The organism is Prosthecobacter sp. (assembly GCF_044236155.1).
Lineage (GTDB): Bacteria > Verrucomicrobiota > Verrucomicrobiia > Verrucomicrobiales > Verrucomicrobiaceae > Prosthecobacter.
Genome location: NZ_JBIIHA010000026.1, coordinates 1 through 25,734 on the forward strand (window position 1 = coordinate 1; position 25,734 = coordinate 25,734).

Below are 25,734 nucleotides of genomic sequence, written 5' to 3' on the forward strand. Positions count from 1 at the left end.
CGCGTGGCCACCCGGTATGACAAAACCGATGTTTCATTCATGGCTTTTGTCCTTCTTGCCATCTGCACTTTATCCCTCAGAAACCAATTTTAAAACACGCCCTAAGCTGGCACTTGATGAACTTTACCTATTGCACACTCTCGATAATGCCTTTGTGCATCTGGTAGTAGAAGCGTCGAAAACTCAGCCGGCCAAGCACCGAAAGGTCTTTCCAGTTGAAGCTTTCAAAAGGCAAAGGTGTCTGCCCTGGCAGAGTCCATGTGCGGGCGCGGGTCGGTCTGGTAATCAATCCAGTCTAATCTACAAAGGCTATGAGACACTTCTTCGATCTGAATTTTTAGCATTGGTCATCACCGCCCTCGTGATTGAGCACAGGGAGGAGAATCGATTTGCGAGCCCAAACATGAGCATCAAGCAGGCATCAGTCCCGAGGAAGCTGCAAGAGCCAGCGGATTCTCGCAGATGCTGCTAACATTCATGCTTGGGGCATCTCCTTTAGGCTTGCGGCCCGTGAGGCGGCAAAAGTCGTGATAGTTCAGCACCTCGAATGTGCGATCGAGATGTTCGACGATGACGGTCATGCTTTCCACCCAGTCGCCGGAGTTGAGGTAGTGAATGTCGTCGATCCGCTTGTCGGCGGGCGTATGGATGTGGCCGCAGATGATGCCCTGGCACATTTTCCAGCGGGCGAGGTTCTGAAGTTGCTCCTCGTAGAGGCCGACAAAGCTGACGGCCTGCTTGACCTTGGCCTTCACCCAGCGGCTGAGCGAGAAGCCCTCCTTGCCACGCCAGCGCAACCAGGCATTGTAAAAACGGTTGATGCGCAGTAGAATATCATAGCCGACCGCCCCGGCCTTGGCGAGCCAGACATGATTGGTGGTTACATGGTCAAAGCCGTCACCATGCACGACAAGATAGCGCCCGTGCGGCGACTCATGGATGTGCTCATCGACGAGAGAGAGCCCGGCGAGTTTGAAAGGAAGAAACTTTTCCAGAATGTCATCGTGGTTGCCACGGAGATAAATGACCTCGGTGCACTCCTTCTCCATCTTCTTGAGCACGGTGCGGACGAAGTGCGTGTGCTCTTGCGTCCAGCGGCCAGAGCTTTTCAGCGCCCATACGTCGATGATGTCTCCGTTGAGCACGAGTTTCTCGCATTTGCAATGGCGCACAAGATGAGCGGCCTGCACCGCCTTGGAATCAGCCATGCCGAGATGGATATCGGACATGAAAAGTGTTTTGACACGGAGGTGGGTCTTCATGGAGTTGGGAGCATTGTGAATAACTCCGAGATTCGCTTCATGAAGGTGAAGCAAAAGGGATCGTGTGAAACCTTTTTGTCACGAGGCGCTTACCAGCGTCCATGGAAGATGCGACGCGCATTCTTCGTGCTCACGGCGTTTGAATGAGATCACTTCTTTGTGCCTGCATTTTTGCCAACGATTTTCCCGCCTGGCTTGGAACTCTTCTTCTCATGAATTTGATGCAGTTTTTTGCGGTCTGCTCCGAGTTGAACTTGCTTTTTGGGGCCGATTTTGAAATGCATGAATAAGTTCTCAAGCAGAGCGGCGTGCTTGTGCTTTAGCTTCGCCTGTGTGCCTGCCTTGGTGGCCTTCAGTAGTCCGGCCTCAATGAGGAGCCGCACATGCCGTGACAGCTCGTCTTCTGAGATTCCAAGAGTTTCACGCAGGACGCCAAAATCTGCCTTGTGCTCCCGGAGGAGGCTAAGGAGACGCAGGCGGACAGGATCTGAGAGGGCGTTGGAAAAGGCAATGAGTGCATTCATTCCACCTCAAGATGAAAGTAAAAGCACCCGGTGTGCAATCGGAAACACAAGCGTGGCGAAAATGTAACATTTAATATCAGTTGCTGGCATGCGGCGTCTCAGGCTTCTTCGGTGGGTGAAACATGCCGAGCTGCCAAAGACCGCCGTAGGCAGGTTTGAGCTTCTCTTTGAGCGGCTCGAAAGAATGGCGCAGCACGGGCCAGAGATGGCCCTGCGTGCGGACATGGTTGCGGCGCATCCAGTGCTCAAGCCAGCTGGCGTCGGTGTGAGAGAAGTCAACAACCGACACGATTCCTCCAGAGCGGAGATCTGCAGCGGCACTCTCGATGGCTCTTTCCCAGCCGGGATTGAACATGCTGAGCGCGTAAGAAAAAGGATAAGATCGAACCCGCCAGCAGGAGTGTCATGGGCGCGCTGGATCATCTCGGCGCTGAGGTCGATGCCGGTGATGGAGGCGCCGGGAAAGTGTTTTTGCAGACTGCCGAGGTTGCGTCCGGTGCCGCAGCCGACCTCCAGGATGCGCTTGGGATCAAAAAGGCCGTGAACGAGCCGAAGGATGGTTTCGCGCCCGAATAGGAAACTCGAGCGGGTGGTGTCGTAGATGCGGGCGTGCAGAGCGTATTAGCTTCGAAGTGTCTCATGAGGCGGGGAGGAGATCATGAAATGACTCGGTCGAGCGTGTGCTGCTCGTCCGCGAGACGCGGGTGGAAGCGCAGGCGTGCGAGGATGTCCGGCGGGATGAAATCCACTGAGACACCTGCGGAGCGCATGAGGATGCGCGCTTTTGGTGCTCAGTTTTGCAGAATCAGTTCCCATTCATCCCGTAGCGCAGCGGGATCATGCGCGGCGAGCCAGTCTTGGTGATCCAGGAGGACGAAGTGCGTGTATTCGCCCGGATGCTCGCGCAGGAAGTTCGAGATGGTGGAGGTGTGCATCGTCACGCGGCTGGCGTTGTTGGCGATCGTCGGGAAATTTCCGGGAGTGCGATAATTCGGACAGCAATGCGGCTCGTAGCGGCCCTTCATGTAAACACGCCAGAAGTAATTGTCAGAGATCGGTACCCGCGTGAACATGTGGCGCAGTTTGTCACGCACATAGCATGCAAGGCCGCCTGGATGCTGCTCTTGGAGGAGATTGATCTGCGGACGCGGCACTTCAAGCAGCGTCATTAGCGCCGGTTGGCGTGCGGCCCAGCGCGCCAGCCGGCCCCACAGATGCGGCTCGATGTCGCGGTGAATATCCGCCTGCTCCTCCTGGCTGCGCGCGTCGAGGAGGCAGCGCATCTTTTCACGCAAGGAGTCACGCGCTCCGAAGACCGCCTGCATCATCATCCAAGCCGCTCTTCCGGCTGTGCCGTGGTAGTAGTAGGATTGCTTCAGCGGGCTCGGATCGAATAGGAAATTTTATCGTCCCAGTCCTTCCGCGCGACGGGGCCGAGATGGACTCGCAACTCCACGTAAATAACCTGGAGACGTGATGTGGCTCCGAGCCCGAATATTTCAAACAATGCCTTTTGATTGCCGGCGCGAATCAGCGCGAGCTTCAGCTCCAGCAATGCGTTCTGACGATAGTTCATGTGCACCGCGTGAATGTGCGCGGGCACGTCGAGCAGATAATCGAGAGCGTTGCATCCGGCGCTGGTGATCGTCACAACCCGGCTGTTCGGCAGCAGTTGCAGTAGGCGTCGGTCGCAGCGCGGATTCTGCCACGCGAAATTGTATATCCGTTGCGTCTCATGGAAGCGGCGGAAGACGGCATCATGAGCTTATTTGAGCAGGGAACTGCGTGCAGTAGACTGGGAGAGTGTCATGAGGGTGTTTGGCTTCGCTTGGAAGTTTTTTAGGGCGGAGTCAGGGTATTCCGCGACGGAAAATCCCGCCAGAGTTGCTTCTGCTGACGGCGCTGCTGATCGTCTGCCCTCGGCTGCCGGCGAGCGGCGTCCCACACATACCAGAGGCACACTCCAAAAAGAATCAGGGCGAGGATGGGGCCGCCGTAGTGACGCAGAAAGCGGGTCTGCCTGCGCCACTCAAGGAAGCGCTGAAGCTCGTCACTGTGCCTGTTGAAGAACATGGAGATAAAAATGAGAAAAGCGCACTGGTTTCACAAGCAGGACCCAGTTACGATTCCGTGACTGCGGTGCGCTATTTGAAAAGCACGTCCACACCCATGGCGCTCTCGCGCATGAACTCGGGAATCCAGCGAGGACGGCGGTGTGCGATGATTCGGTAGATCATCGCCAGCAGATGCAGCGTGACGATGCGGTCCACAATGCGGTAGCCGCGCTTGCGCCGGAAGAGCAGCTTCACCGCCCACGCGATGTAGCGCGGTTGAAGAGCGAGCGGCTTGAAGTCGAGCTTCACGCGGTAGCGATAGCGCGGACCTTTCTTCGGGTATTTTAGCTTGTAAGCGCGTTTCGCGGCACGGATGCGCTCGATCACGGTCTCATCGCCATCGCAGAAGTAGTATTCACGCGCCAGCGCGAGCAGTTTAAAGGTGTCCTGCATGAACTCGATGTCCGCGACCGGCATTCCGGCCTCGACGGCGAGAGTTTTCATCCGCTCGATGCATTCCAGAGAGCGTGTCGCCGAGCGCAGGCAGTCCTCGCCGTCACGAACGAAATGCCGCAGCACTTTGCGCACGCTGTGGCTGATGAAAATGTTATGCCAATAGACCTGGAGAACTGGAGGGATGCGTACGCGTCTGAAAAACAGTTTCTGCCGTGCGAAGTCCTCGATGTAGAGCAGCTCGCGCACGGCGATGTCGGAGAGGCGAAGCAGTTCGTTTAGGGCGTCGGGATCCGGGCAGGCGATTCCGCGTGCATACTCCCGGACTGCCTCATCAACACTTATGCCGTCTTTGAGCAGACGCAGGGTGACTATGGTGTTCAGCTCCGACCAGACGGCATCCTTGTCAATAAAAGCCAGGCGGCGAAACGGCACCCATCCTCCGGTCTGGCACCAGATCATGCAGCCGACGACGTTTTCGGCGTGCCGCAGCTCGTTCACATAGCGCTCGTATTCCCAGCCGGTAAAGGAGGGAAACTCGCCGCAGCCCTCGTATTCGCGGCGCGTTTGCAGCTCGATGATCTTGGCGACCTTCGTGCGGAAAAAATTACGGTTCAGAGGCAGGTAGCGGAAAAAGTCGCTTTCGCCGTATTTCATCGAAACGATCAAGGCCTCGCTTTCCAATCCCTCAAGCACATCCGCAAACGTGCGGCGGTGCCACATGAGATCACCGATGCGATACGCGCCCACGGTCCAGGTGCGGAAGATCAACGTGCGCTGATGCCGCTCAAAGACGGGCAGCATTTTTTTCAGCAGCGCGTTGGCCTGCGCGGGGGTTTTCAGCACGAGTTCGCTGTGAAAGTCGTCCTTCACATCGCGTCCGTCGGATTCGCCGATACGCAGGATCACGCCGCTGATCTGTGGGAAATCCGCGAGGAAGCGGTCCAGCAAATCCCGCGCAAAGTCATCCGGTCTCACCCTTCGCGCACGGACGGCCGGTGTGGTGGAGAAGTAATCCATCGTTAGATAAATCGCCAGACCATGGCCGCGCAACACGTCGAAACAGCGCTCGAACTCCTCGCGATACACGGAGATTTTTTCACGAACCTTCGGCTCATACCATTCATGATCGGCCAGATGCGAGACGTCATCGAGCGAGACGGCGCTGAAGCCGACCTCGACGACCTTGCGGGCGAATATGTCGAGATCGTTGCGGATGCGCGCCCATTGCTCATCACGTTCGGCGCCTTCGAGCTTGAGATGCTCGAAGGGAATTTTGGACCAGTTGATGGTGCGGCGTTGCAGACCGCGAAAAAACGGTCCGATGGCGTCGATAAGGTATAAAGGCTCCGGCACGGTTCAGAGTAGCTTGGAGATGACCCGAGAAGAGCAACGAAATCGTCACACTTTGGGTGCTCATGTCTTGTGCGACGAGATCGTAACAAGCGAGTCTTTGTCACATTCGCCCCAATGCCGTCACAATCATCTCCTCCCGATCATGAGCAAAATACTGGTAGTCGATGACGAGAAAGACATCGTCGAACTCGTGGGCCTTCACCTTCAGCGTGAAGGCCATGAGGTGGTGTCAGTGGACAACGGCCTGGCCGTGCTGCCGACCGCTGTGCGGCACGCTCCCGACCTGATCGTCCTGGACATCATGCTTCCAGGACTGGACGGCGTGCAGGTTCACCGCAGGCTGCGCGCGGACACACGCACGCGTCACATTCCGGTGATCATGCTCACCGCTCGCTCGCAGGTGAACGACCGCATCACCGGCCTTGAAAGCGGCGCGGACGACTATCTCACCAAGCCCTTCAGCCCTCGGGAATTGATGCTGCGCATCGGCGCCATCCTCAGGCGTTCGCAGAAAGTGGTGATGCTCAGCCAGCAGCGTGTCGGAGATTTTGTGCTGGACCGCAACAGCATGTCCCTGACCGTCAAGGGCCGCCTGATCGAACTGACGATCACGGAGCTGAAGCTTATCACCACCCTGATGTCGAATCCCGACGTGATCCATTCGCGTTCGGAGCTTCTCACCGCCGTGTGGGGTTACGCGGACGATACACAGTCCCGTACGCTGGACACGCACATTAAACGCCTGCGGGACAAGCTGGGAGATCACGGTGTGCACGTCGGGACGCTGCGCCGGCAGGGATATTTGTTCAGGACCAAGGTCGGGGAGCCGCAGGAGGCATGATAGCTGATGTTGGTGCCGAATCCTCATGCAGACCGCCGTTGGCGGACCTGCAGTCTCCCCTGTGCCAGTCTGAGGAGTGTCACGTATTCGCCTCGTTGCTGGAGGAGATTCCCCAGGGAGTTGTGATTCTGGATGACCACGGAGTCATCACGCATGCCAATCTCGCCTTCAGTGTGATGGTGTTGCCGCTTCGTGTCATTCGTGGCGCTGTCCTAGCGCGCCAGACGTGCCTCTCTCCTCTGGCGGACATGGCTGGTGAAGTCATGAGCAAAGGGGAGCGCGTTGAGATGGACTGGACGCTGCCCGCTGAGGCCGGTGGGCGTCATTGTCACGTCGTGGCGGCGCCGTGGCATGAAAACGGCAGCCAAGGCACTTGGATCATGCTTGAAGATCAGAGTGCGAGGGAGTCATTCAACCGTGAGCACCGCGATTTTATCGTCAGCACCTGCCATGAGCTGCGCACGCCGCTCTCCCTGATCCACGGCTATCTCGAGACCCTGCGCGGCGGATTGATCAAGAACCCGGCCTCCTTGCAGCGCTGCCTGGAGGTGATGGACAAGCACAGCCGCCGCCTCATGCGCATCGTGGACGACATGCTGGTGCTCGCACGCATCGAAAGCGACGCGGGAGACATGAAACGCGCGCCGTTTCTCGTGCGAGGCTGCATTGAGGACGCGCTGGAACACCTCATGCCGCAGATTGAGGTGCAGAATGCGAGTGTCACACTGGATCTGCCCGAAGGCGCGGTGCTTCATGGTGACCGTGCCTGCTGGGACCAGGTGTTCACGAATCTCATCGAGCACGCGCTCAAAATGAACCCGCGTCCCGGCCTGCATGTGCGCATCTGCGGGCAGTGGAGCGGGGGCGGGTGCGTCCTCAGCGTTGAGGATGACGGGGTTGGCTTTTCACCGGAGGAACTGCCCTTGATCTTCGAAAGTTTCCATTTCTCAGGCTCCGGACACATCCATGAGACACGCGGCACGGGCCTGGGCCTTCGGATTGCCAAGACGGTGGTGGAGGCGCACGGCGGCAGCATCGAGGTGGAGAGCACGCCGGGAAAACGCACAGCGTTCATCATCCGCCTGCCGCTGCCAGGGTGATCATTATTGTATCAAAGCGCCTTTTTCAAAAAAACGAGCTCCTCATCCAAAAGCAGGGTGCTCGGCACTTTTTCTGCGATTTGAAACGCGCGATCAGCCTTTCCAGTCAGCGATAGCAGCCCGGCGGCGACCGCCCGCTGTCCAGCGGATAGACCTGATGCGTCATGCAGGCCGGCGATGTGCTTGCGCATGGCTTCGTTGTCGCCCAGCCGATAAGCCACAAGTGCGCGCAAAAGTTCAGGCGGAACGCGATCCGCGGCAATATTGGAGGCAACTAAAACACCTGAAACTTTGTCAAGGTGATCGATGTCAACGGTTTCGATCTCCACGCCCAACACGAGGCGCAGGTAAGTGAGCTCACCGGCAAACGCGGAGCTGCCGGGCCTCATTTCGTTCAGCTTGCGGAAAACTGAGAGAAGCGCGCGTGTGTTTTTAGCCGCAAGGGCAAGTCCGCCTGCTTTTTGAAGCTCGTTCACCGCGTCATTCAACTGACCAGAGGCGGCCGACTTTTCGGCTGCTGCTTGATACGCGGCGGCTGCCAAATCTGGCAGATTGTGTTTCTCGGCCAGAGTGGCCGCGGCACGCAGCACCGGCAGGTTGCCCTCGATACGTGCAGCCTCGGTCGTGCGGTCGATGAGTTGGCGGGCTTCACGCTTGTCAGGTTCAAGGTGGGCTTTGACCTCCGCGAGGGCGAGTGTCGCAAGCCCCTTGTCGACCGGCGGGCTGGCTGCGGTGAGAAACCCCTCCAATTCCTGCCAGCGTTTCTGCTGCGCAAGGGATTGCATGTAGATGGGATATAGCTCGCGCGACTTGAGGGCCAGAGAGACGGGCACCAGCCCTCGCAGTTCCTCATATTCTTTTTCGCGCATGAGCCAGACGGCGATTTCTTCGAGGGAGCCCTGGCCGTCAGCGGTGATGCGGCGCACTTCCTCTTTGACGAGTTGCGGTCGTTTATCCGGCTTCAAACGCATGAGGGCGGAGACGGCACTCAAACGGGTCAGCAAAGGCTTGAGCGGGTGAGTTTCCGCCAGATAGATCAGTTCCTCTGCCTGCGGAGCAGTCAGTGATGCGTCTTGGACCAGCAGTTCCATGGCACGAAGCGCAACTTCCGTTTTCATCCTTGCCGATGGCCAAAGCTGCTTCAGGGCTTCCTGGCGGACCTCCGGAAAGACGCTTTGCAGGTCTTTCTCAAGTCCTTTGAGTTGCGTCAACGGATCGTCTGAATTTCCGGCCAGCGATTGTCGTTCCACGGCCTCCGCCTCATGAACGCGTCCTTCGGCCTTCAGCAAAGAGGACAGCAATTCCAGCCGCTTGGGCTGAACGTCTGGCTCCGCCGGCATTTTGTCTAAAATCGTATGCGCCTCCTGCATTTTTCCCGTGGCGATGAGTGCCTTGGCCCGCAGCACCTGTTCGTCGGGATTCAATGGCTCGATTTGGTCAAGCGTGGCCAGCCGCTGGGCCAGGCCCCCGGGATCGGAGCCGGTGGCCTTGTGAAACTCAATGATGCCACGCAGGACTTCCGGATCATTGGGGGTCCTTCGTTGAGCATCTGTCAGCAGCCGTGCGGCAAGGTGCCAGTCCTTGGAGTTGACCGCCTCCAGGGCCTTCCTCGTGTCATGCCGTGCCTGCGCGGTGCGCACGGCCCTGGTGAGAGGAGTCCAGCCAAACCAAAGGGCCCCGATCAAACCGAACGTGATCAGTGCAAAAATGCTGAATGCGCCAATTCGCTCCTTCGGTGGAGGCATTTCCGGCACCGGCTGCTGTGAATCAGGCTGAAAGTCATAAGACATGGCGGTGATTATTCTCCAGGCTGGTTGCGGCGGCGTTCTTCATCGTCACCACTGCCACCGCCGTAGCCGAGGACTTCGACGGTGATGATCGATGGCGTCTCATTGCCTGTTGCAGGCGAGGTCTGCTGCTGGCTGTTCTGCTGCGCCGCGTTTGTCGCTGTGGTGGCTGCCGCCGCGCTGGAGCCGGCGCTTGCAACAGCGCTCAAGCTTGGCGAAGCCACGGACGCGGCGGCAGGCGTGCCTGCACTGGTGCCGCCGACGGAAATGTTCGCCGCATTCAGAACCACCGCAGCCGCGATGTTCAGGTTGCCCGTGGCTCGGATGCCCGCGTCACCGGCATCCACGGCCCCGACAGGTGCAATGAGATCGACATTGCCCGGAGCGATGCCTGCGACAGTGGCCAGAACGCCGATCCCGCCACCAGTGGCCAGACCTGCCAGGTCGGTGGCCACGCTGGCGCTCTGCGGATCGATCAACACACGCGTCGGCGGAGCGGACTGCACGGTTTTCGAAGAGGAGCCGGCCGCGATGTTGCCGACGGTGGACCAGATGTTGATGTCCCCACCACGAAGGGTGAAAATGCGGGCGATGCCGATGCTGACATCCTGATCGGCAAACACAGAAATATTGCCGCCTGACTCGGTGATGATGCCCGGAGGCGCGAGCGTCTCTCCGATCAGCGTGGAGGCGAGTTGCAGACCACCGCCGGGAGCCAGGATGCTGATGTTGCCGCCGCTCTTCGTGCGGATGTCGCGGGCCTGTGTCTGAATGTCGCCGTCGAACACATAACCGGAGATGGGGCGGTTCCGGTCCATGAGACGTTCGATCCCTGGTTTCACCACCGTCGGCGGCATCCCCGGGACCTGATCAAGCAGATCAGGAACTTGGAAGAGCGTCTGGATGGCCTCATAACCGGCCCGGTAGGTGTTCACATCGGGGCTGTCAGGATCGTTACGATCACGTCCCGCATCACGGAGGGCGAGGAAGTAGAGCGAAAGGGCAAGTTGATCACGCTGGGCCGGGGTGAGGGCCGGATCGTCCAGATTGATCGAGTTAGGCAGCAAGGTGGCACCGGGTTCTGGTGTTCCGACGCTGATGGTGCCCGCGTTGCGAGCCACGACGGGAGCCGAAGGATCATTGTCAGTGAACAGAATGCTGGATGGCAAGCCCCTGAGACCGCTGGTTTGCAGCATGGCGGCCAGTTCCGCCAGGTAACGGCGGCCATCGAGCTCATACTTCGGCGCGGCTGGTGTGCCGCTCAGGACGCCCTGATCATACTGGATGGCATAGATGAAATCAGCGAACTTCGCATTGGAGCTGCCCAGACCGGTGGCAACGCCCCCCAAGCCAGCCGCGACGACGATGTCGGCACCGGCGAACGGAAGATAAGGGTTGCGGCCGTTGCCGATGCTGGTGATTCCGACGCCTGTGCCGTCCGCGTTGTTGGAGCCGGTGCCGAGATCGATATTGCGTCCGGCAAGCACCTTCAGGGTGCCGGGGCCGTTGATCTGGATGTCACCTGCCTCGGGCAGCTCGTTGGCGGCGGGAAGGTTGCCGCTGGCGAGGGATCGCGTGCGCAGCGGGGCGCTGGCGTTGTAGGCGATCACGTCACGGCCTGCGGAGACGATGCTGACATCGCTGGAGCGGACATTTTGAAGGTAAAAGGAGATGTCGGTGATGTCGCGGCTGGCGAGAATGGTGGCCTGCTTGCCGGAGAAGAGCGTGAAGCCGGAGACGTCTCCGCCGCCTGCATAAAGCAGCATCGGCATGGTGTCGGCGGCATGAAGGAGGCCTGGTGCGTGGAGGCGCTGCTTGGACTGGCTGCTTGCAAAGGCTCCGGAGGTGGAGCCTGATTCGATGAAGGCAGCGTTGAGGTTGTTTAGGAAGACGGTGCTTGTAACGCGGGCGGCGGCATTGTTGACGGCGGATGGGCTCGCCGGGTTGAAGAAGGTCTGGTAGTAGGAGAAGGGGGAGAGGGCACCGGGGAGGGAAGCCGGGCTTGTGTCGGAGAGGTTGAGAGTTGCGGCGCTCCAGATGGCGATGTCCACGGGGGTTCCTCCGATGAAGCTGTTGAAGATGCCATTGCGGGTGAAGCCATTGATGGAGCCGCTGGCGAGCAGTTCCACAGTGCCTGTTGGCGAGGGGGCGAAGTTCATGCGGCCTGCCAGATTGATATCTCCGCTGAAGGCGGAGGCGCGGAGTATGCCGGGCATGAGCGTGGTGAAGGTGGAGAACGGGCTGGAATTCGTCTCCGCGATGCGCAGCCAGGGCTGATAGTGGGATGCAAAGCTGCTACCGCCCAGAATCATCTGGCTGTTGATCCAGAGGGATAGGATGGGTGATGGGGAACTGGTGCCTAGCGTGGCCGTCTGTCGGAGGGTCACATTGCCGCCGAGGGAGGTGATGTTGAGGGCGCTGTCCGCGGAGTAGGTGGAGAAGTAGGTTTTGTACCAATGGCGGTTGGTGAGACCCTGCGGTAGCAGGAAGGTGTTGGCCACCGGCCCGAGCAAGACATCACCTCGGGCGCTGACATCGAAGCTGCTTTTGCCGGTGAAAAGGGTTACGGGCATCCAGGCTTCCGACGTGAGGATACGGAGGGTGGGGCCGAGCCTGCCGAGCGAGATGGAGCGAGCCTCATTCGTGGTCACCGCGCCGCCAGCGATCAGAGTGCCGGAACCACGCTCGACGTAGAATGTGCCGCCGTCTATGTTGCGACCGGTGGTGACGCGGAGGTCACCTCCGCCGAGTTCGAGCAGGCCGGCGGCGGATGGGGTGCCACGCGCGGCACGGGCATTGGTGGGCGCATGGGCGCTGACGTTCTGCACGTCGCGGCCAGCATTGAGCGTCACATTCCCGCCACCGAGGGTGGCAATGCCGTCGAAGAAATTGCTGAAGTTCACCCACCAGGTGGTGGAGGCGGCGGGGTCCGAGAGGTTGTTCACGCCACCGGCGTTCACGTTGATCGCGCCGTACTGGCCGGAGGGATCCACATAACCCCGGCGCATCAGCCAGTTGTTGGGGAGCTGGCGGGAGGAATCCAGCACACTGACGCCGCTGGCTAGGGTGAGATGCAGGATGTCCGCGCCGGCCGTGACGCTCACATTGCCGCCTGCCATGCTGTATTGGACCGGGTAGAGCTGCTGCACGGCTCCCAGTTCCGTCTGCGGCAGCGTTGCGGAGACATTAGGGAGCACGAAGTCATTGGCGCTGAATACGGTGGTGGCGGAAGGCACGGTGACGCCCGCGGTGTAAATAGTGGCAAACTGGTTGAGCAGGCGCACATCACGCCCGGCGTTGATTTCGATGTCACCGGTACCTGTCCGGATGACCTGGAAGCGGTTCGAGGCGGTGGGCGTGCCGGTGGTGGCCGTGTTGTTCGTCGGATTGATGGCAAGGCGGGTGAGTGCGTTCGAGCCGGGGGAGGTATTGGGGGTGACACTCGCCGGCACGGCTTGACCGGCGTCCTTGCCGAGTAAAAGAGAGCCTGCATTTGCACCGAGCGCGGTTAGCACAGCGGTGTCACGGAAGTCCGCGGCGTTCACATCCGCACCGGAGGTGAGGCGGAGATTCCACGACTGCGAGTTCACCGGAACGCTGGTGTTCAAGGCGGTGAGAGACGCCATCCACATGCGCTCGACCAGCGGTCCAGCGGTGGCGAGAGTGAAGCCATCGCTGAGCGTATTGTAGAACTCCAAGTTGCCGCTGGCACGCATGGTGAGGGTGCCTGCGGCATTCTTCGGGCCGTATCGGAAGGTGGCGAGGTTCCAATCGGCGAGTGCGGCGGAGGTGGGAGTGCCCAGAGAGATGCTGCCGCCGCTGTTCACGATCTCCACGCCGGGCTGGAGGACGGTGATGGAATCGAGGGCGGTGTTTCCACCAAACAGCCGCGTGATCATGGCGTTGTGGTTGGCCATGAAGCTGGTGTTGTTGTTGTGAATGGTTGTCGTGTTAAGGCCCTCACCGGCGATTGTGGCCGTTCCGGCGCGGAGGATGACGTTCGTCTGGTTGAAAGCGTAGACGCGGAAGCCTTCGATCTCGATGCTAGAAGCATCGAGAAAGCTGCCGCCGATCGGATTGATGAGCAGATCATTGAAGGTGGCGTTCTGACTTGCGCGGAGATGCACCTTTCCGCTGAACTGGCCACGGGAGGCGCTGGAGACCGTTTTGGCATCGACACGCAGATCGAGGCTGGAGCCCGTGGCGATGCTGATGCTGCCCGTGCCGGTGGATTCGATCCAGATTGCCCCGCCTTTTCCCGCGCTGTCAAAATTCTGGCCGCGAACGTTCAGCGTGGAACCATTGGCGAGGGTCACGCCACCGCTGGCGATGAGGTCGATGCGTCCGCCGGTGCTGCCGGAGGCGTTGATGGTGCCATTCACAGTGAGCGCGCCGCTGTCGAGCGCGATCAGGAAACGCCTTGCATTTACCGTTCCGTCGATGGCGATTCCGCCTGTTCTCACGCGAAGCTCGCGTGATGCCGTGAAGGCCCCTGCGTTGAGGCGGGTGTTCAAATCCGCGAAGGAGGTGAGCGTGCCAACATCGAGATCGAAGCTGCCAGTAGAAGCGCCTTGTCCCGCGAGCGTGCCGTTGAGCACGAATTGGTTCGCGGCCTTCACGGAGAGCGTTCCGGCGTTTCCTCCGCCGGTCTGCGCGGAAAGGTCGAGGAGGCCATCGGTGCCGATGGTAACGTTTCCGGCATTGGCGGTGAGCGAGACGCGGCCCGCGTCGGTGAATCGGATGGCATCGAAGAAATGCCGAGCCACTCCTGCGACACTGAGCGTGCCGTTCAGCGTCAAGTCTCCATTGATTGTCCGGAGTGAAATGAGGCCGCTGGGTAGCAGGACATCGGATTCAGCGAGAATCGAGCCGCCTTCGAGTGAGAGCGAGGCTCCCAAGCCGAGGGATGCGGGAGAAAAAACAGTAGCGGGCCTGCTGAGGTGCAGCAGACCGCCAGCGGCGATGACCTGAGTGGCCTTGCTCTCCGCACGGATGAAGGGGGTGACAATATTCAAGGCGTTTTGAGCGCGCAGGGAACCCGTATCACGGACCGTGACCCCCTGTGCGGCGGTGAGCGTGACGGTGTCGAACTGGTCGATGACAAGGGCGTTCTTTCCAATGGTGATGGTGTTCGCCGTTAGGTTGAAGCCGCCGGTGGTGGAGGCTGCGATGCCGGGCACGCCGGCTAGGGCGCTGTTGTCCAAAAGAAGGCTCTGGGCCGTCAGGTCAATGTTTGCGCTGTTTTGATTAAAGCCGCGAATTTCACCCGCGTGAAGCTCCAGTGCTCCGACTGCGGCAAAAGCTCCCGAACCATAAAAATCAATCGAGGAGTAGCTGAGTAGTGAAAGCGAGCTGGAGGTCTTCAAAGCCGTCAAAAGCCCGCCACCGAGCACGAGGCCTGCGTTCGGCTGCAAGGCACCGGGATTCTCGAGCTGGAGGCTGATGCGTCCGCTGTTTATCTGGATGGCGCTGGCAGTGAGCTGGGTGCTCAGATCGAGCGTGGTGGCATTGGTGGAGTCGAGCGTGACCGTGGCTCCCGAGATCACGGCGTTCGAGCTGATGGTGAGCGAAGGCAGCAGGGAGGAGGTGACACCGATGCGGGATGTCCTCGCCCCGGTGACGCCGCTCACACGCACGAGGGCGCCATTGCCGCTGACGACAAAGGCATCCGCGGAGCTTTGCGTGCCGGTTTGAAGCAGGGAAGAACCGGCCGCGAACGTCAAAGTCTGCGTGGCGGCGAGCATCATGTCCCTGCCGGAAAGCGGCGTGCCCGCATTGTCGAGCGTGAGATTGGTGGTGCGCACCGTGATATTCCCCAAGCTGTCACGCTCGCCACCGATGAGAAGGCTTTCCGCGTTCCAGGCGCTGAGTAGCGAGGCATTGAGCACGAGCTTTCCAGGCTGAAGCGCCGCGCCAGGTGCTCCGATGACGATGTCCAGCGGGCTACTGACATCGACGCGGCCTCCGCGGGCGGTTCCTGAGCCTGAAGCATTCACCAGACCACCTAGCTGCATCGACTGCTGCGCCCCGATTAGCGCGTAACCGGCATCCAGCGGCCCGCGGGCGACAGGAAGGCTCAGGCGCTGCTGTGCAGCGCTGAGGAAGCTCTGCGCGTAGGCATCGGTGTACTCCGCCCGCAGTTTCACGACGCTCTGCGGCGCGATCTCGAAGGCCTGGTAGATCTGCGCGGAGGAGGCGGGATTGAGGCTATTGTAGCGATAACCAGTGGTAAGCACCGCGCCACCTGGCTTGACGAATGAATCGACCGGATCGCTGGTGTCTGGAGTGAGCAACAAAGCACCGGGAAGCAGTGCGTAACGCGCCGGAAGCAGCGTGTAGGAGCCCGTTGCCAGCAGCGAGCTGCCGCGCAGATAAACCTTATCTCCGACCTGGAGTGATCCGTTCGTGTATCCAGTATCTCCGCCAAGGTTCGCGGCGTAGATGCCGGAGGAGGCATAGGTGGCGCGAGGCGCGAAAGATGATGAATAGCCCGGCAATATGGCAAAAAGCTCGTCGGAATCGAGAATGTCCTTCGTGCCTCCATTGCCCTGCACCCAGCGGTAGGCATAGAGCTCGCCACCACCGCGAATGTCGAGGGTTGAGCCGGTCTGGGTAGTGACGTTTTGCGCGGAAATCCGCAGGAACTTCTCCGGCAGGCCGGTGGCAGTGATGTCGAGACCGGTGGGATCAATCCAGTTTGTGCCATCCTTGATGATTCCGTATGGAATGACGACACCAGCACCGGTCTGCGGATTGACGGCGGAAACGGATGTTGTGGAACCTGCAGCGAGTGTGGCCTGCTGAGTGACGGGCACATTCGCGTTGGTGACAAGGCCACGAGGAGCGGTGCCGGTGCCATCCCAGCCGATACGGATGCTGCCAAAGGGCGCACGCAGCACGCCTGACTGCGTGATGCTCTGCGCATAGATGCTTAGCCTGCCGCCGGCGCTCAGCGGGAATTCTGGTGTGATGCCGGACGAGGCGATGCTGACCGCTCCGCCGTTGTAAACAGTGATGGTGAAGGTGGATGCCGTTTCCGGCACGATCTGGCCGGTGACGAGGTCGAGATTCCCCGCGATATCGAGATAGCCTGAGCCGCGCAGTTCCTGTCGTGCAGTGATGGCGGCGCTTCCGATGCCTTGCAGCGAAAGGAAGCCTGTCTCGACCAAGTCCGCGTTGATGTTCAGATGACCGGTGCCAGCAGCGGGGTTGAAGTAACTTGGCACCCTTCCGCCGCCGCCCGCGTTATCCTTCTCAAACGGGTTCAGCAACTCCTCATCCCGCACCGGCTGACCAAGCGAAAGTCCGACCTTCACATGCGCCGCAGTGAGTGTTGTGGAAGCATCCGCTTGAATTATGCCACCATCTGCGATGCTCAGTGCACCACGGGCATTCAGTGTCACCGCTCCACGAAACTCTGAGTTCCCGCTGAGTTGCAGTGAGTCGAAGCTTCCGTTTTGAAAGGTGTTCGCACCAAAATAGCCGAGCGCGGGTATGCCGGGCGCGATCCCCAGTCCTGCAACCGGCAAAGCAAAGGCGCTCATGTCTTGGGCGACAACCAAGGTGATGTCACGATCGTCTTTCAGGTCCCCTGGAATGTAAAAACGCCCTGAGTCGATTCTAAGCGTGCCGCCTTGTGCATTTGCACCGCCTGGCTGACCAAGCAGTGTTGCCCGAGAAAAGAGGAATTCTCCGCCATGCAACGCGATACTGCCCGCATTGCTCATCACCAATGTGGGAACGAGTTCCGCTGGCTGGAACCATTCAGTGACCGCACCAAGGCCTTGCAACGGACTGCCTGCCTCCTCAGGGGTGAGATCGAGCATGGCTGCTGTGCCAGAGACATCCAGCCGGGACCCGGCGTCCGCTATGAGATTGCCCTCCACGGTAATGCTGCCGCCCGCATGCACCGTGCCGCTACGACGGCCCAGTATGTCAAAGAAATACAATGTCTTACCGGCGGTCGATATTCTGCTGGTGTCACCGAGGACTACGGTGGTGATCGCGAAATTGGAAGGGCTGTTCTCAGGATAGTGAGAGGAACCATGGATGAGGACAACGCCGCCTGGCGCTTCGATGCTGCCGGCGACCCGCACCGTCTGTCCGTGGAGAGTCACCTTTCCGAGCGCATCTGTGACGATGCGCGAGCCGGCGGTCATGTCCACGAGTCCCCGGACGATAAGATCACTGCTCGATGAGTCACGCACGCCTGGAGCGCGGAAATCAAGGGTCACGGTGTTTCGATACCCTTCCGGCTGGAGCAGCGTGGTGAGAGTGATAAGGCTCAGCCCGTTCTGCGTGGCGAGATTTGCTTGCAGGCTGCTGATTACCGGCGCGATGACCGCTCCGGGAGAGATGATGATGGCCGGAGTGGAGCTATCCACTCCGCCCGGCGCGGTGCCCAGGCCCGTCATGGTGAAGGATTGAAAGCCGCCCTGGCTGTAGAACGACGGATCAAGCAGAAGCGTGTTGGGTACTGAGGCCGCCCCGCCGACCTGTATGACCGGGGCCAGTAATGTCATCGCGCCGCCAAGAGCGCCCGAGAGGCCCCGGAGCGATCCTGCCAGTGCCAGACGACCGCCTAGGATGGAGGTTAGCAAGGGATCTCGGCCACCAAAAAGACTGAGAGTCCCCGCATTGCCATGGTGAATGCTGCGATCCGCCAGCACACCGCCGGAGACATCAAGCAGGCTGCCTGCGAGGACATCCACCTGCCATCCCTCGACGCGGATGGAACCGCCCGCGTAGGTGCTGGCTCCGCCGCTGATGCGGCGAGGAACACTGAAGGCTGCGGGGGCGTCTCCACGATCATTCAAAACGAGGCCGGCTGTGCTTACCACAGACCCGGAGCCGATGGTGACGATACCGCGCCCGGAATTGGCAGGAGGCACGGGCTGGTTGTTTGCGATGATGATGTTCGAGGCGAAGGGCGAGATGTTGTAGGCGAGCAGATCAATCACTCCCGCCGGTGCGCTGATGCTGCCGTGCACATTGACATTGGCACCATGAAGAGAAACGGTGCCTCCCACCGGTGCCGCAAGATGCAGGCCGACAGGCAGAGTGATGTCCCCATCCCCGTTGGTCACGAACAAGGAGCCGAAGGTGGATGATGATAGCAGCCCTGCGGCGAGATCCACCGCAGCACGCCGCTCCACCCGCAGCGGTAGCGGATTGCCGCCAGCATCCAGACCAAAGGCACCTGCGGCGGGCAGGGCGGAAGTGCCGCTGCGAAAGGTGATGGCGGGCGGCGTGGGTGAGATCGCTGCAAAGCTGGGAATGGCGCGGGAGCGCAACTGAGACTGCCATTGCAGCATTAGACTGCCGGGCTTTGGCGCGGCGTCGAGCTGCTGGGGGCCGGCCACCACTCCGCCAGTGAAGCTGCCATCGAGCGCCATCGCAGCGGCTTTTAGGCTCACATTACCTGCGGCGGCACCGTAGAGATGCTTGATTTCAAGACGGCTGTTGTCGTTGAAGATACCATCGGAGGTCGTGGTGATGCCCCAGCGGCTGTCCGTGGTAGTAGTGGAAGGATCGAAAATACCGTCATAGATTACAGATGGGTCTGCGCGTGCGATGTCCACGAGGTTTCCATCGTCAATGAGGCGCGTTGTTTTAACCGAACCGGCGGTGAACTCTTGATACCCGCCCGCGATATTGATGCGCGAACCTTGCTGCATCACCATGGACTCCCCGGCACTGATGCTCACGTTGCCGCCCTTGGTGGTGAGCTCGCCCACATTGCGCTGGATGATGCCGAGATAGCCGGTGAGGTTTGCCAGCGGAGTTCCATACCAGGTGCTGCCGTCCGAGCGAGTACCGGTCTCTCTCAGATCAACGGTCACCGTCTGTCCGCGCAGGCTGCCGTTTCGCTGCAGAGGTACATCGGCAAGCTCAGCAGCCCGAAGATCGACCTCGATGATGTACTGGCTGATCGACGAGGCAATACCAGCGGAGCCCGCCACGTCGATGACGGCATTTTGATCGAGGTAAGCCTGCCCGCTGGAATGCACGAAGCTAATGCTCGTGTTCCCGGAACCGGTCAGAACATCCCACACACCGGCGCTCAGAGTGACGTTCGCATTTGGCGCATGTACCACGGCGCCTGTGCCGAGGTAGATGGCGAGGCCTTGCATGTTCACCTGAGATTTCAATGCCAGTTCCGAACCGACGACTTTGAGCGTGCTGGCATACTCCGGAAGCACGCGGGTAACGGAGCCAGGGCCTGCGCTCACCACACCGGTCGTGGGCGCGGCATCCTGCTTGTAAATGAACGCGCCGCCCTGGCCGGAGATTCCATAGTTCGGGTTCGATATGGCGTTGTAATTTGCAAGCAGATCGACGCGACCATTCAATGCCACCGATGTGGTGCTTTCGATGAAGCCATTCTGGTTCACATTTTTTCCGCTGATTACGATGCTGCCACGCGGTGCTTCGACCAAGCCAGAGTTGGTTGCAGTACCTCCATAGGTGCCCACGCTGCCGACATACACATCAAGGCCGCGTAGCGAGGGATCATCTGAACTGTGGGCATCAAAGCCCACTTCCATGCCAGCCGCTAGGATGGCCTGTCCGTCGGGCGTGCTAATCGTTCCTTCGTTGGTCACATTGGGGCCGATGAGCGCGACGCGTCCGCCGACATTGGCTGAAGTCGTGGGGGCGGTGATGCGGGCACCGGCCTGCACCGTCACGTTTCCGATCCGGCCGGATGCAGGGGGTGATGGCGGGGTGTAGGCCGGTGTCGGGCCTTTCGTGCCTGCCGGCTGCGCATTGGCGGAGAAGAGGAACTGCGAGTCCGGGTTGTTCAGCAAACCGCGGGTGACGAGGTTGTTGTTCAGAGGCAGCGACGAAGCCACCAGCGAGCCTGTGTTGACCTGGGCGCCGCCACCGAAGATGATGCCGTTCTGGTTGATGAGATAGACCTGTCCCCGCGCTTCGATGGATCCGAGGATCTGCGTCGGATTGCCCGACGGATCATTGATCGTGTTGAAGGCGATCCAATTGCTCACGCTCTCTCCGCCGGCGCTTTGATCAAAGCGCACCGTCGTGTCCCGGCCCACGTTGAAGGTTTTCCAGTTCAACATGGCTTGCTGCTGAGTTTGCTGAATGGTGACTATGGTGCGGGCATTTTCGAGTGACTGCTGGGGCGCGTTCGCCCCGGCAGGAATTCCATTGATTTCCAAGCCGCCAGTGACGAGTCCATTCGGCACATCCGGCAGTGTCTGCCCGGGGAAGTTCGGATTCGCCCCTGCATTGTTCATTGTGGCGGCGGCGGCACGGGCTGCCTCCTGCATGGCGGTGACAGCTTGCAAGGCCATGGTGTTGCGGGTGAGCATGTCCTGGGCGTTGGCGCGTGCCTGCGCCGCCGCCGCGGCACTATCGACGGCGTTGGCAGCCGCAGGAGCGGTCGCCGCAGGCGTGCCAGCAGCCCCTCCCGCGCCGCCTCCGAGCACATTGTTGGTGAGCATGTCCGCCATGATGGTGCCGGGCGGCAAGGCAAGGAGCGCCACCAGCCAGTGCACCAGCGCCACATGAGCTAACGAAAACCTGCGAAGGCGTGATGAGGAGTGAAATTGCTTCATGAACAAGGGATCAGAGGTCTTTCTTGGACAGCTCCGGTGAAGGAGCGAGAAGCAGCTTTGACAGCGCCACCTCGTTCACAGCCACAGGGTGTTTTTGCAACATTCCCGTCATATAAGCCTGCATGTTCGCCCGGGTTTTCTCAGCGCGAAGACGTTGGGTGAGCTGCAGGCGGACTTGGTCGAAAATGGGTGTGAACGCCTCGCGCACATCGAGCACTTTGAGGATGTGCCAGCCGTCCTTCAGCCGCACGGGGTCGGAGATGACGTTGACGCGGAGTTTGGGCAGTTGCGCGAGAATCTCCGGCTGGATCTGTGACTCGGTGAGCCAGCCGATCTCTCCGTCACGCGAGGCGCTTTCTTTTTCCTCGCTCGATTCACGTGCCACGGTCCCGAACAAAGCCGGGTTTTCCCGCAAACGTTGTCGCACTGCGTGCAGTTTCTGGTCGGAGCCTTGTTGCTCGCCAATGAAGATCTGCGCGAGACGGAAGGAACGCGGAACCGTCAACGCGGCGCGGCTGCTCTCATAAGCGGCCCTCAACTCGGCTTCGTCAGGATAATTGCCCGGCGGTTTGCACAAGGTCTTCAAGTAGCTGTCCGTGATGGCGGCTTCACGAGTGCTTTTGAGCAGTGGTTGTATGGATGGCTCCTCGTCCCATTTTTTTTGAACCGCCTCATGAAACACCAGGCGCTGGACGAGAATGGAGCGCACCAGTTTGTTCAGCGTGGCGGGATCGCTGGTGAGGGCCGCCTTGTCAGCGTCGTCAAGACGACCGAGGGATTCCAGCACCTCGCTTTGACGCAGCTCCATGTTGCCGATGCTGCCGATGACTTTGTCCGTCTCCTGTGCCTTCAGCCGGTGAGCGCCGGTGAGCAACAACAGAAGGAGGGCGGCACGCAGGATGGAACCAGGGTGATTCATGTCAGCGTTTAGCGTTGTTGGGGGAGGGCGGCGCGGCGGCGGCCCGCGATGCGGCGGCTTTCTGCGGCGCTGTTTTGGGCGCTTCGTCAGGCTTGATCTTGCTATCCACGAGCTTGTCCGAGTAGTCCTGAACAAGGGTCTCCAGCTTCACGCGCATGTTGCGGGTGAAAGGCTCGCGCGCGGCGATGGCGGTGCCGAGGCCGAAGCCTTCGTATTTGGACAGCACTTCGCTGCCGATCTTGAACAATTCGTCGTTCTTGCGCTGATAATCGGCGACCTTGCGGTCGAGGAGGATGACCCGCGCGGCCATTTCGGCGCGCTGGGCCTCGATCTTCCTAGCTTCGTCGGTGACCTGCTGGTGGCCCTGCTTCCATTTGGCCAGGGATTCTTCGAGGCGCGCCTGCTGCTGCTCCTGCGCGGCGATCTTCGCCTTCAGTTCAGCGATGGTCTTCGCATCCGCGTCTTTCTGCGCGTTGCTCTCCTTCGCCAGCGCCTTGAACTTGGTGTCGAGGCTCTTCAGCTTGTCCTCCAGTTCCACATTGGCGGCTTGAAGGGTGGCGCGCTCGGCCTCAGTTTTTTGCTGCTGGATCATGACCGAACGGAGCTGCTCGCGCATGCGCTTCAGCACGGCCATGGCCGGGTCAGCCTCCTCGGCGGCAAAGGCTGGCAGGGAGTTGAGAATCAGGAGCAGGGAAAGTAGTTTTTTCATGGATCAGAAACGGGATAGGAATTCGATGAGGAAGACATCTGTCTGAAGCGGCGGGCCGGCGATCTGGCTGGCGCTCATGTAGGCGAGGCGCGTCCAGGTGCGCTTCGAGAGCGCGTAGAGGGCCTGGATGGTGTAGCCCTCCATGTTGCTGCCGCCGTTGCCAAAACGGGATTCGGAGAACGCGTCCACGACCGCGTCCGATTCGACATGACGGTAGCCGATGTTGAGGGCCCAGTCGCCGCGTTGCTCGAAAAGCGCCACGGGCTTGCCGAGATTCAAACCCACATACCAACCGAGGTCCCCGCCCTCCCAGCCGCCGGCTCCGCCACTGCGATTGTTCACAACCGCGTCGCGGCGGGTCAGATCGTTCATCGCGGCCGTGTTGAGGCCGAAATTTTTGACCACGTCGGCCATCAAGGAGACCTGCAGCGGCTCCCATTGGTTGAAGTCGATGCGTCCGGACCAGGCGAGCTGGCGGAACTTGGTGGCAAGGCCAAAGTATTGATACTGGTTGATCGTGCCGTTGAGGTTGCCGCCAGGGGCGGCGCCAGGAGTCGGGGTGATGTTGCGGATCGGACGGTAGGTGTTTCCTTTCTGCGCAAAAAGCGGGCGGCTGTCGTCCGTGTCCCCGGCGTCATTGGGCGAGGATGGCACGAAGGGGCTGGAGAAGCGGCCCTCGATGTTCTCCCAATGGTAATAGGTGATGCCAGACTTCACCTCAATGTCTTCGGTCAACTTGAATTGAACTCCGAACTGAGCCGCAATCAGGTATTTGTCGTAGCTGGCGGCCTTGGTGGTGCTGTTGTCAGGCGAGTTCAGCGCCGTGTTGAACACAGGAAAGGCGCCGGCGGTGAAGAAGGAGTTGAAATCCCGGGTCCATGAGTTGGTCAGTGTGAAGGCCAGGCCGTCCAGGTTGACATCCTCGTCCCACATGATCTGGCTGTTGTTGTAGAAGGGATTTTGGAACCGCCCGAGTTCGATCATCAGATGCGATTGGTCGTTGAGATCGGCCTCATACTTCATGAAGGCACGATCGAGCCACAGCTCATACTTGGAGAACCCTCCGCCCTGGGTGTTGGCGATGGCGGAGCCGAGCGTTTGGTTGGTTGAAACGGGCGAGTTGTTGCCGCCCGTTGCAAGGCGGATGCCCGCGGTGAAGCCGTCCTCAAGATCGATGTCAAAGCCGAGACGCATGCGCAGGCGGGTGCGGTCGCGATCCCTGTCCACATTGAGCTGGGGCGGGATCAGGCCTGCCGCATTTCTAAAGTCCCACGGCTGTCCGCTGTTGATGGCGTTGAAGTTCGGAAAGGCGCCGGTCACATTGTCATTGCCCGAAGGATACATGAGCGACTCCTGACGCATGCGCATGTCGCCAAAAAACCTGATTCTCGAAGTCCACTCGGGAAACTCGTTCGGCGCCGCCCACTTCTGGTTTCGCGCCTGTTCGAACACCTCGGCGCGAAGTTGGTCGCGAATCTGGGTCTTCACCGACTCTGGAATGTAGGTGACGCGCACTTCCTCGGCGTCGGGTTCCACCGGCGGCATGGCGCTCTGGGCCGCCACGGCGGCCTGGGTGTCCGCCAGGGCCTGGGCCTGGGCCTTGGCAAAGGCGGCGTCCTCCTCGGCTCCCTTGATCAGGTCGGCGGCCTCCGCATGGCTGAGGACTCCTTTTTGCACGAGACGGTTGATCAAATTGAGCGTCACGTTCTGCGAAGGCGTGGCGAGAATGGGCTGCGGAGCGGGAATGTTCGGATCAGGCAGCACCGCGGCCGCCTGCGCGGGATCGAGCGGGATCTGCGGGGTGGCTGGTTCCGAGGGCGCGACGGGGGCTGGCACGTTTTCCGCGGCCGGTTTGGTCGCAGGCGTGTTTTCAGCGAGCAAAGGCGCGGGCAGGGCGGGTTCCGCCGCGCGGAGCACTACAGGCTGCATGGCAGCGCACAGGGAGGCGGTGAAACAGGCGAACTGGCGTCGCCAGATTTGGGAGGACTTGAGCATGAGAACGATGGAAGGGGGATTCAGTTCGATTTGCGCGCGGTGATGCGCAGGTTGATGGGCATGGGCATGTCGTCGGGCGGCGGCTCGTTGAGCACGAGGCCGCTGAGCACTTCGTTTTCGATCGCGGTGTCGAGAGCGCGGTCACCCGTGCTGCTGCTGAGCTTCACACGATTGATACGGCCGGTGCTGTCCGCCCAGATTTTGACCGTGTTGGTGAACCCGGCGCGCTGGGTGAGCGGATGTTTGCGCAAGGCATCAGCGATGCGATTCTGCACGGTTCCGGCATACCAGCCCCATTTGCTGCCGCCTTTCCCGCTGCCACCGCCGATCATGCCGCGGCCACCGCCGCCGCCACCAACGCCGAGTCCGCTGCTGCCATCACCACCAGTCAGGGCGGTGCCGAGCGGCTCATCCTTGGGTTCGTCCGCAGGTTTTTCGTCCGGCTTTTCGGCGATCTCCTCCGGTGCCTGTTCGATCATCTCCTCCTTTTTCTCCTCTTCCGGCGGGGGCTCCTCCTTCTTCGGCGGGGGCGGCGGAGGTGGTGGCGGAGGGGGGAGCACCGGCATGACCATCACCATGTCCATCTTCTTTTTCGGCGCAGTCTTGGAGGGTTTGTAATTGGCATACATGTAGCCTCCGCCCCCGATGGCGATGCCGCTGATGATGAGCGTGACAAGGTGCTTTTTGAGAAAGCCCGGTTCGTCCTCGTCTTCGATGTCAGTGGGTTTCATGGGGGAATTGCGCGGTTTATTTCCTGGCTTGAGTGGCAAGGCCGATGTTCGTGACGCCGACGCGTCCGACGACGTTGAGGACATCCATGATGCCCTGATATTGGGAGGCGCTGTCGCCACGGATGACGACGGGGAAGTCGGGAGAGCTCGATTTGAGCGACTCCAGCTTGCTGGCGAGTTCGTCGAGCGTGACCGGGATGGTGTTGAGGAAGATCTTGCCCTCGTTGTTGACGGTGATCGCCTGCATTTTCGGCCCTTCGATCGGCTTGGAGGACGCGGGGCCGCCGCGCGGGAGATTCACCTTGATGCCCTGCACGCCCGCGGTCGTCATGATGATGAAGATCAGCAGCAGCACCAGGTAGAGGTCCACCATGGGCGTGACGTTGATGTCGTCGTAGCTCTTGTTGTCGGCTTGCATGACGGT

General features: G+C 60.3%; 16 protein-coding genes and 1 pseudogene. 2 read left to right on the forward strand and 15 right to left on the reverse strand.

The genetic code is table 11. The features are described from left to right. Positions 1–410: 410 nt before the first annotated feature. The 8 genes and pseudogenes from ACILSE_RS18445 to ACILSE_RS18480 form a co-directional block, all read right to left on the reverse strand. Positions 411–1,262 (reverse strand): UDP-2,3-diacylglucosamine diphosphatase, encoded by an 852-nt coding sequence (locus ACILSE_RS18445; protein ID WP_395718901.1) that lies wholly within the window; start codon positions 1,260–1,262, stop codon positions 411–413. 149 nt (positions 1,263–1,411) lie between these two features. Continuing rightward, positions 1,412–1,786, reverse strand: a complete 375-nt coding sequence (locus tag ACILSE_RS18450) for a helix-turn-helix domain-containing protein (RefSeq protein ID WP_395718902.1) — start codon at positions 1,784–1,786, stop codon at positions 1,412–1,414. Positions 1,787–1,862: 76 nt separating this feature from the next. After that, positions 1,863–2,024: a hypothetical protein gene (locus tag ACILSE_RS18455; RefSeq protein ID WP_395718903.1), complete on the reverse strand. Its 162-nt coding sequence runs from the start codon at positions 2,022–2,024 to the stop codon at positions 1,863–1,865. A gap of 164 nt (positions 2,025–2,188) precedes the next feature. Further along, positions 2,189–2,401: pseudogene (locus ACILSE_RS18460) on the reverse strand (class I SAM-dependent methyltransferase); the annotation flags it as partial. Between the two features lie 176 nt (positions 2,402–2,577). Beyond that, positions 2,578–3,117, reverse strand: coding sequence for a DUF3419 family protein (locus ACILSE_RS18465; RefSeq protein ID WP_395718904.1), 540 nt, complete (start codon positions 3,115–3,117; stop codon positions 2,578–2,580). Positions 3,118–3,161: 44 nt separating this feature from the next. Then, entirely contained in the window at positions 3,162–3,509 is a 348-nt protein-coding gene (locus ACILSE_RS18470) for a DUF3419 family protein (protein WP_395718956.1), read from the reverse strand. Positions 3,510–3,625: 116 nt separating this feature from the next. Further along, positions 3,626–3,859, reverse strand: coding sequence for a hypothetical protein (locus tag ACILSE_RS18475; protein ID WP_395718905.1), 234 nt, complete (start codon positions 3,857–3,859; stop codon positions 3,626–3,628). Positions 3,860–3,930: 71 nt separating this feature from the next. After that, positions 3,931–5,649: a hypothetical protein gene (locus ACILSE_RS18480; protein WP_395718906.1), complete on the reverse strand. Its 1,719-nt coding sequence runs from the start codon at positions 5,647–5,649 to the stop codon at positions 3,931–3,933. A 142-nt stretch (positions 5,650–5,791) separates the two neighbouring features. On the opposite strand from ACILSE_RS18480, the gene ACILSE_RS18485 reads away from it, so the two are divergent. Next, positions 5,792–6,490, forward strand: coding sequence for a response regulator transcription factor (locus ACILSE_RS18485; RefSeq protein ID WP_395718907.1), 699 nt, complete (start codon positions 5,792–5,794; stop codon positions 6,488–6,490). After that, a complete protein-coding gene (locus ACILSE_RS18490) occupies positions 6,487–7,590 on the forward strand; it encodes an ATP-binding protein (protein WP_395718908.1) in 1,104 nt (367 codons plus the stop codon). The genes ACILSE_RS18485 and ACILSE_RS18490 overlap by 4 nt, the downstream gene beginning before the upstream one ends. Positions 7,591–7,601: 11 nt before the next feature. Here ACILSE_RS18490 and ACILSE_RS18495 read toward each other — a convergent pair whose 3' ends face one another. The 7 genes from ACILSE_RS18495 to ACILSE_RS18525 are packed head-to-tail and all read right to left on the reverse strand — an operon-like array spanning position 7,602 to position 25,728. Beyond that, positions 7,602–9,380: a hypothetical protein gene (locus tag ACILSE_RS18495; protein WP_395718909.1), complete on the reverse strand. Its 1,779-nt coding sequence runs from the start codon at positions 9,378–9,380 to the stop codon at positions 7,602–7,604. An 8-nt stretch (positions 9,381–9,388) separates the two neighbouring features. Continuing rightward, a complete protein-coding gene (locus ACILSE_RS18500; RefSeq protein ID WP_395718910.1) occupies positions 9,389–20,956 on the reverse strand; it encodes a filamentous haemagglutinin family protein in 11,568 nt (3,855 codons plus the stop codon). Between the two features lie 10 nt (positions 20,957–20,966). Beyond that, positions 20,967–21,875 carry a peptidylprolyl isomerase gene (locus tag ACILSE_RS18505; protein WP_395718911.1) on the reverse strand — a complete coding sequence of 303 codons (909 nt, stop codon included), beginning with the start codon at positions 21,873–21,875 and terminating at the stop codon, positions 20,967–20,969. A 1-nt stretch (position 21,876) separates the two neighbouring features. Next, positions 21,877–22,584, reverse strand: coding sequence for a phage major capsid protein (locus tag ACILSE_RS18510; protein ID WP_395718912.1), 708 nt, complete (start codon positions 22,582–22,584; stop codon positions 21,877–21,879). Between the two features lie 3 nt (positions 22,585–22,587). Then, positions 22,588–24,579, reverse strand: a complete 1,992-nt coding sequence (locus tag ACILSE_RS18515; RefSeq protein WP_395718913.1) for a putative porin — start codon at positions 24,577–24,579, stop codon at positions 22,588–22,590. A 20-nt stretch (positions 24,580–24,599) separates the two neighbouring features. Beyond that, positions 24,600–25,310, reverse strand: a complete 711-nt coding sequence (locus ACILSE_RS18520) for a TonB C-terminal domain-containing protein (protein ID WP_395718914.1) — start codon at positions 25,308–25,310, stop codon at positions 24,600–24,602. 16 nt (positions 25,311–25,326) lie between these two features. Continuing rightward, a complete protein-coding gene (locus tag ACILSE_RS18525; RefSeq protein WP_395718915.1) occupies positions 25,327–25,728 on the reverse strand; it encodes an ExbD/TolR family protein in 402 nt (133 codons plus the stop codon). Between the last annotated feature and the right edge of the window lie 6 nt (positions 25,729–25,734).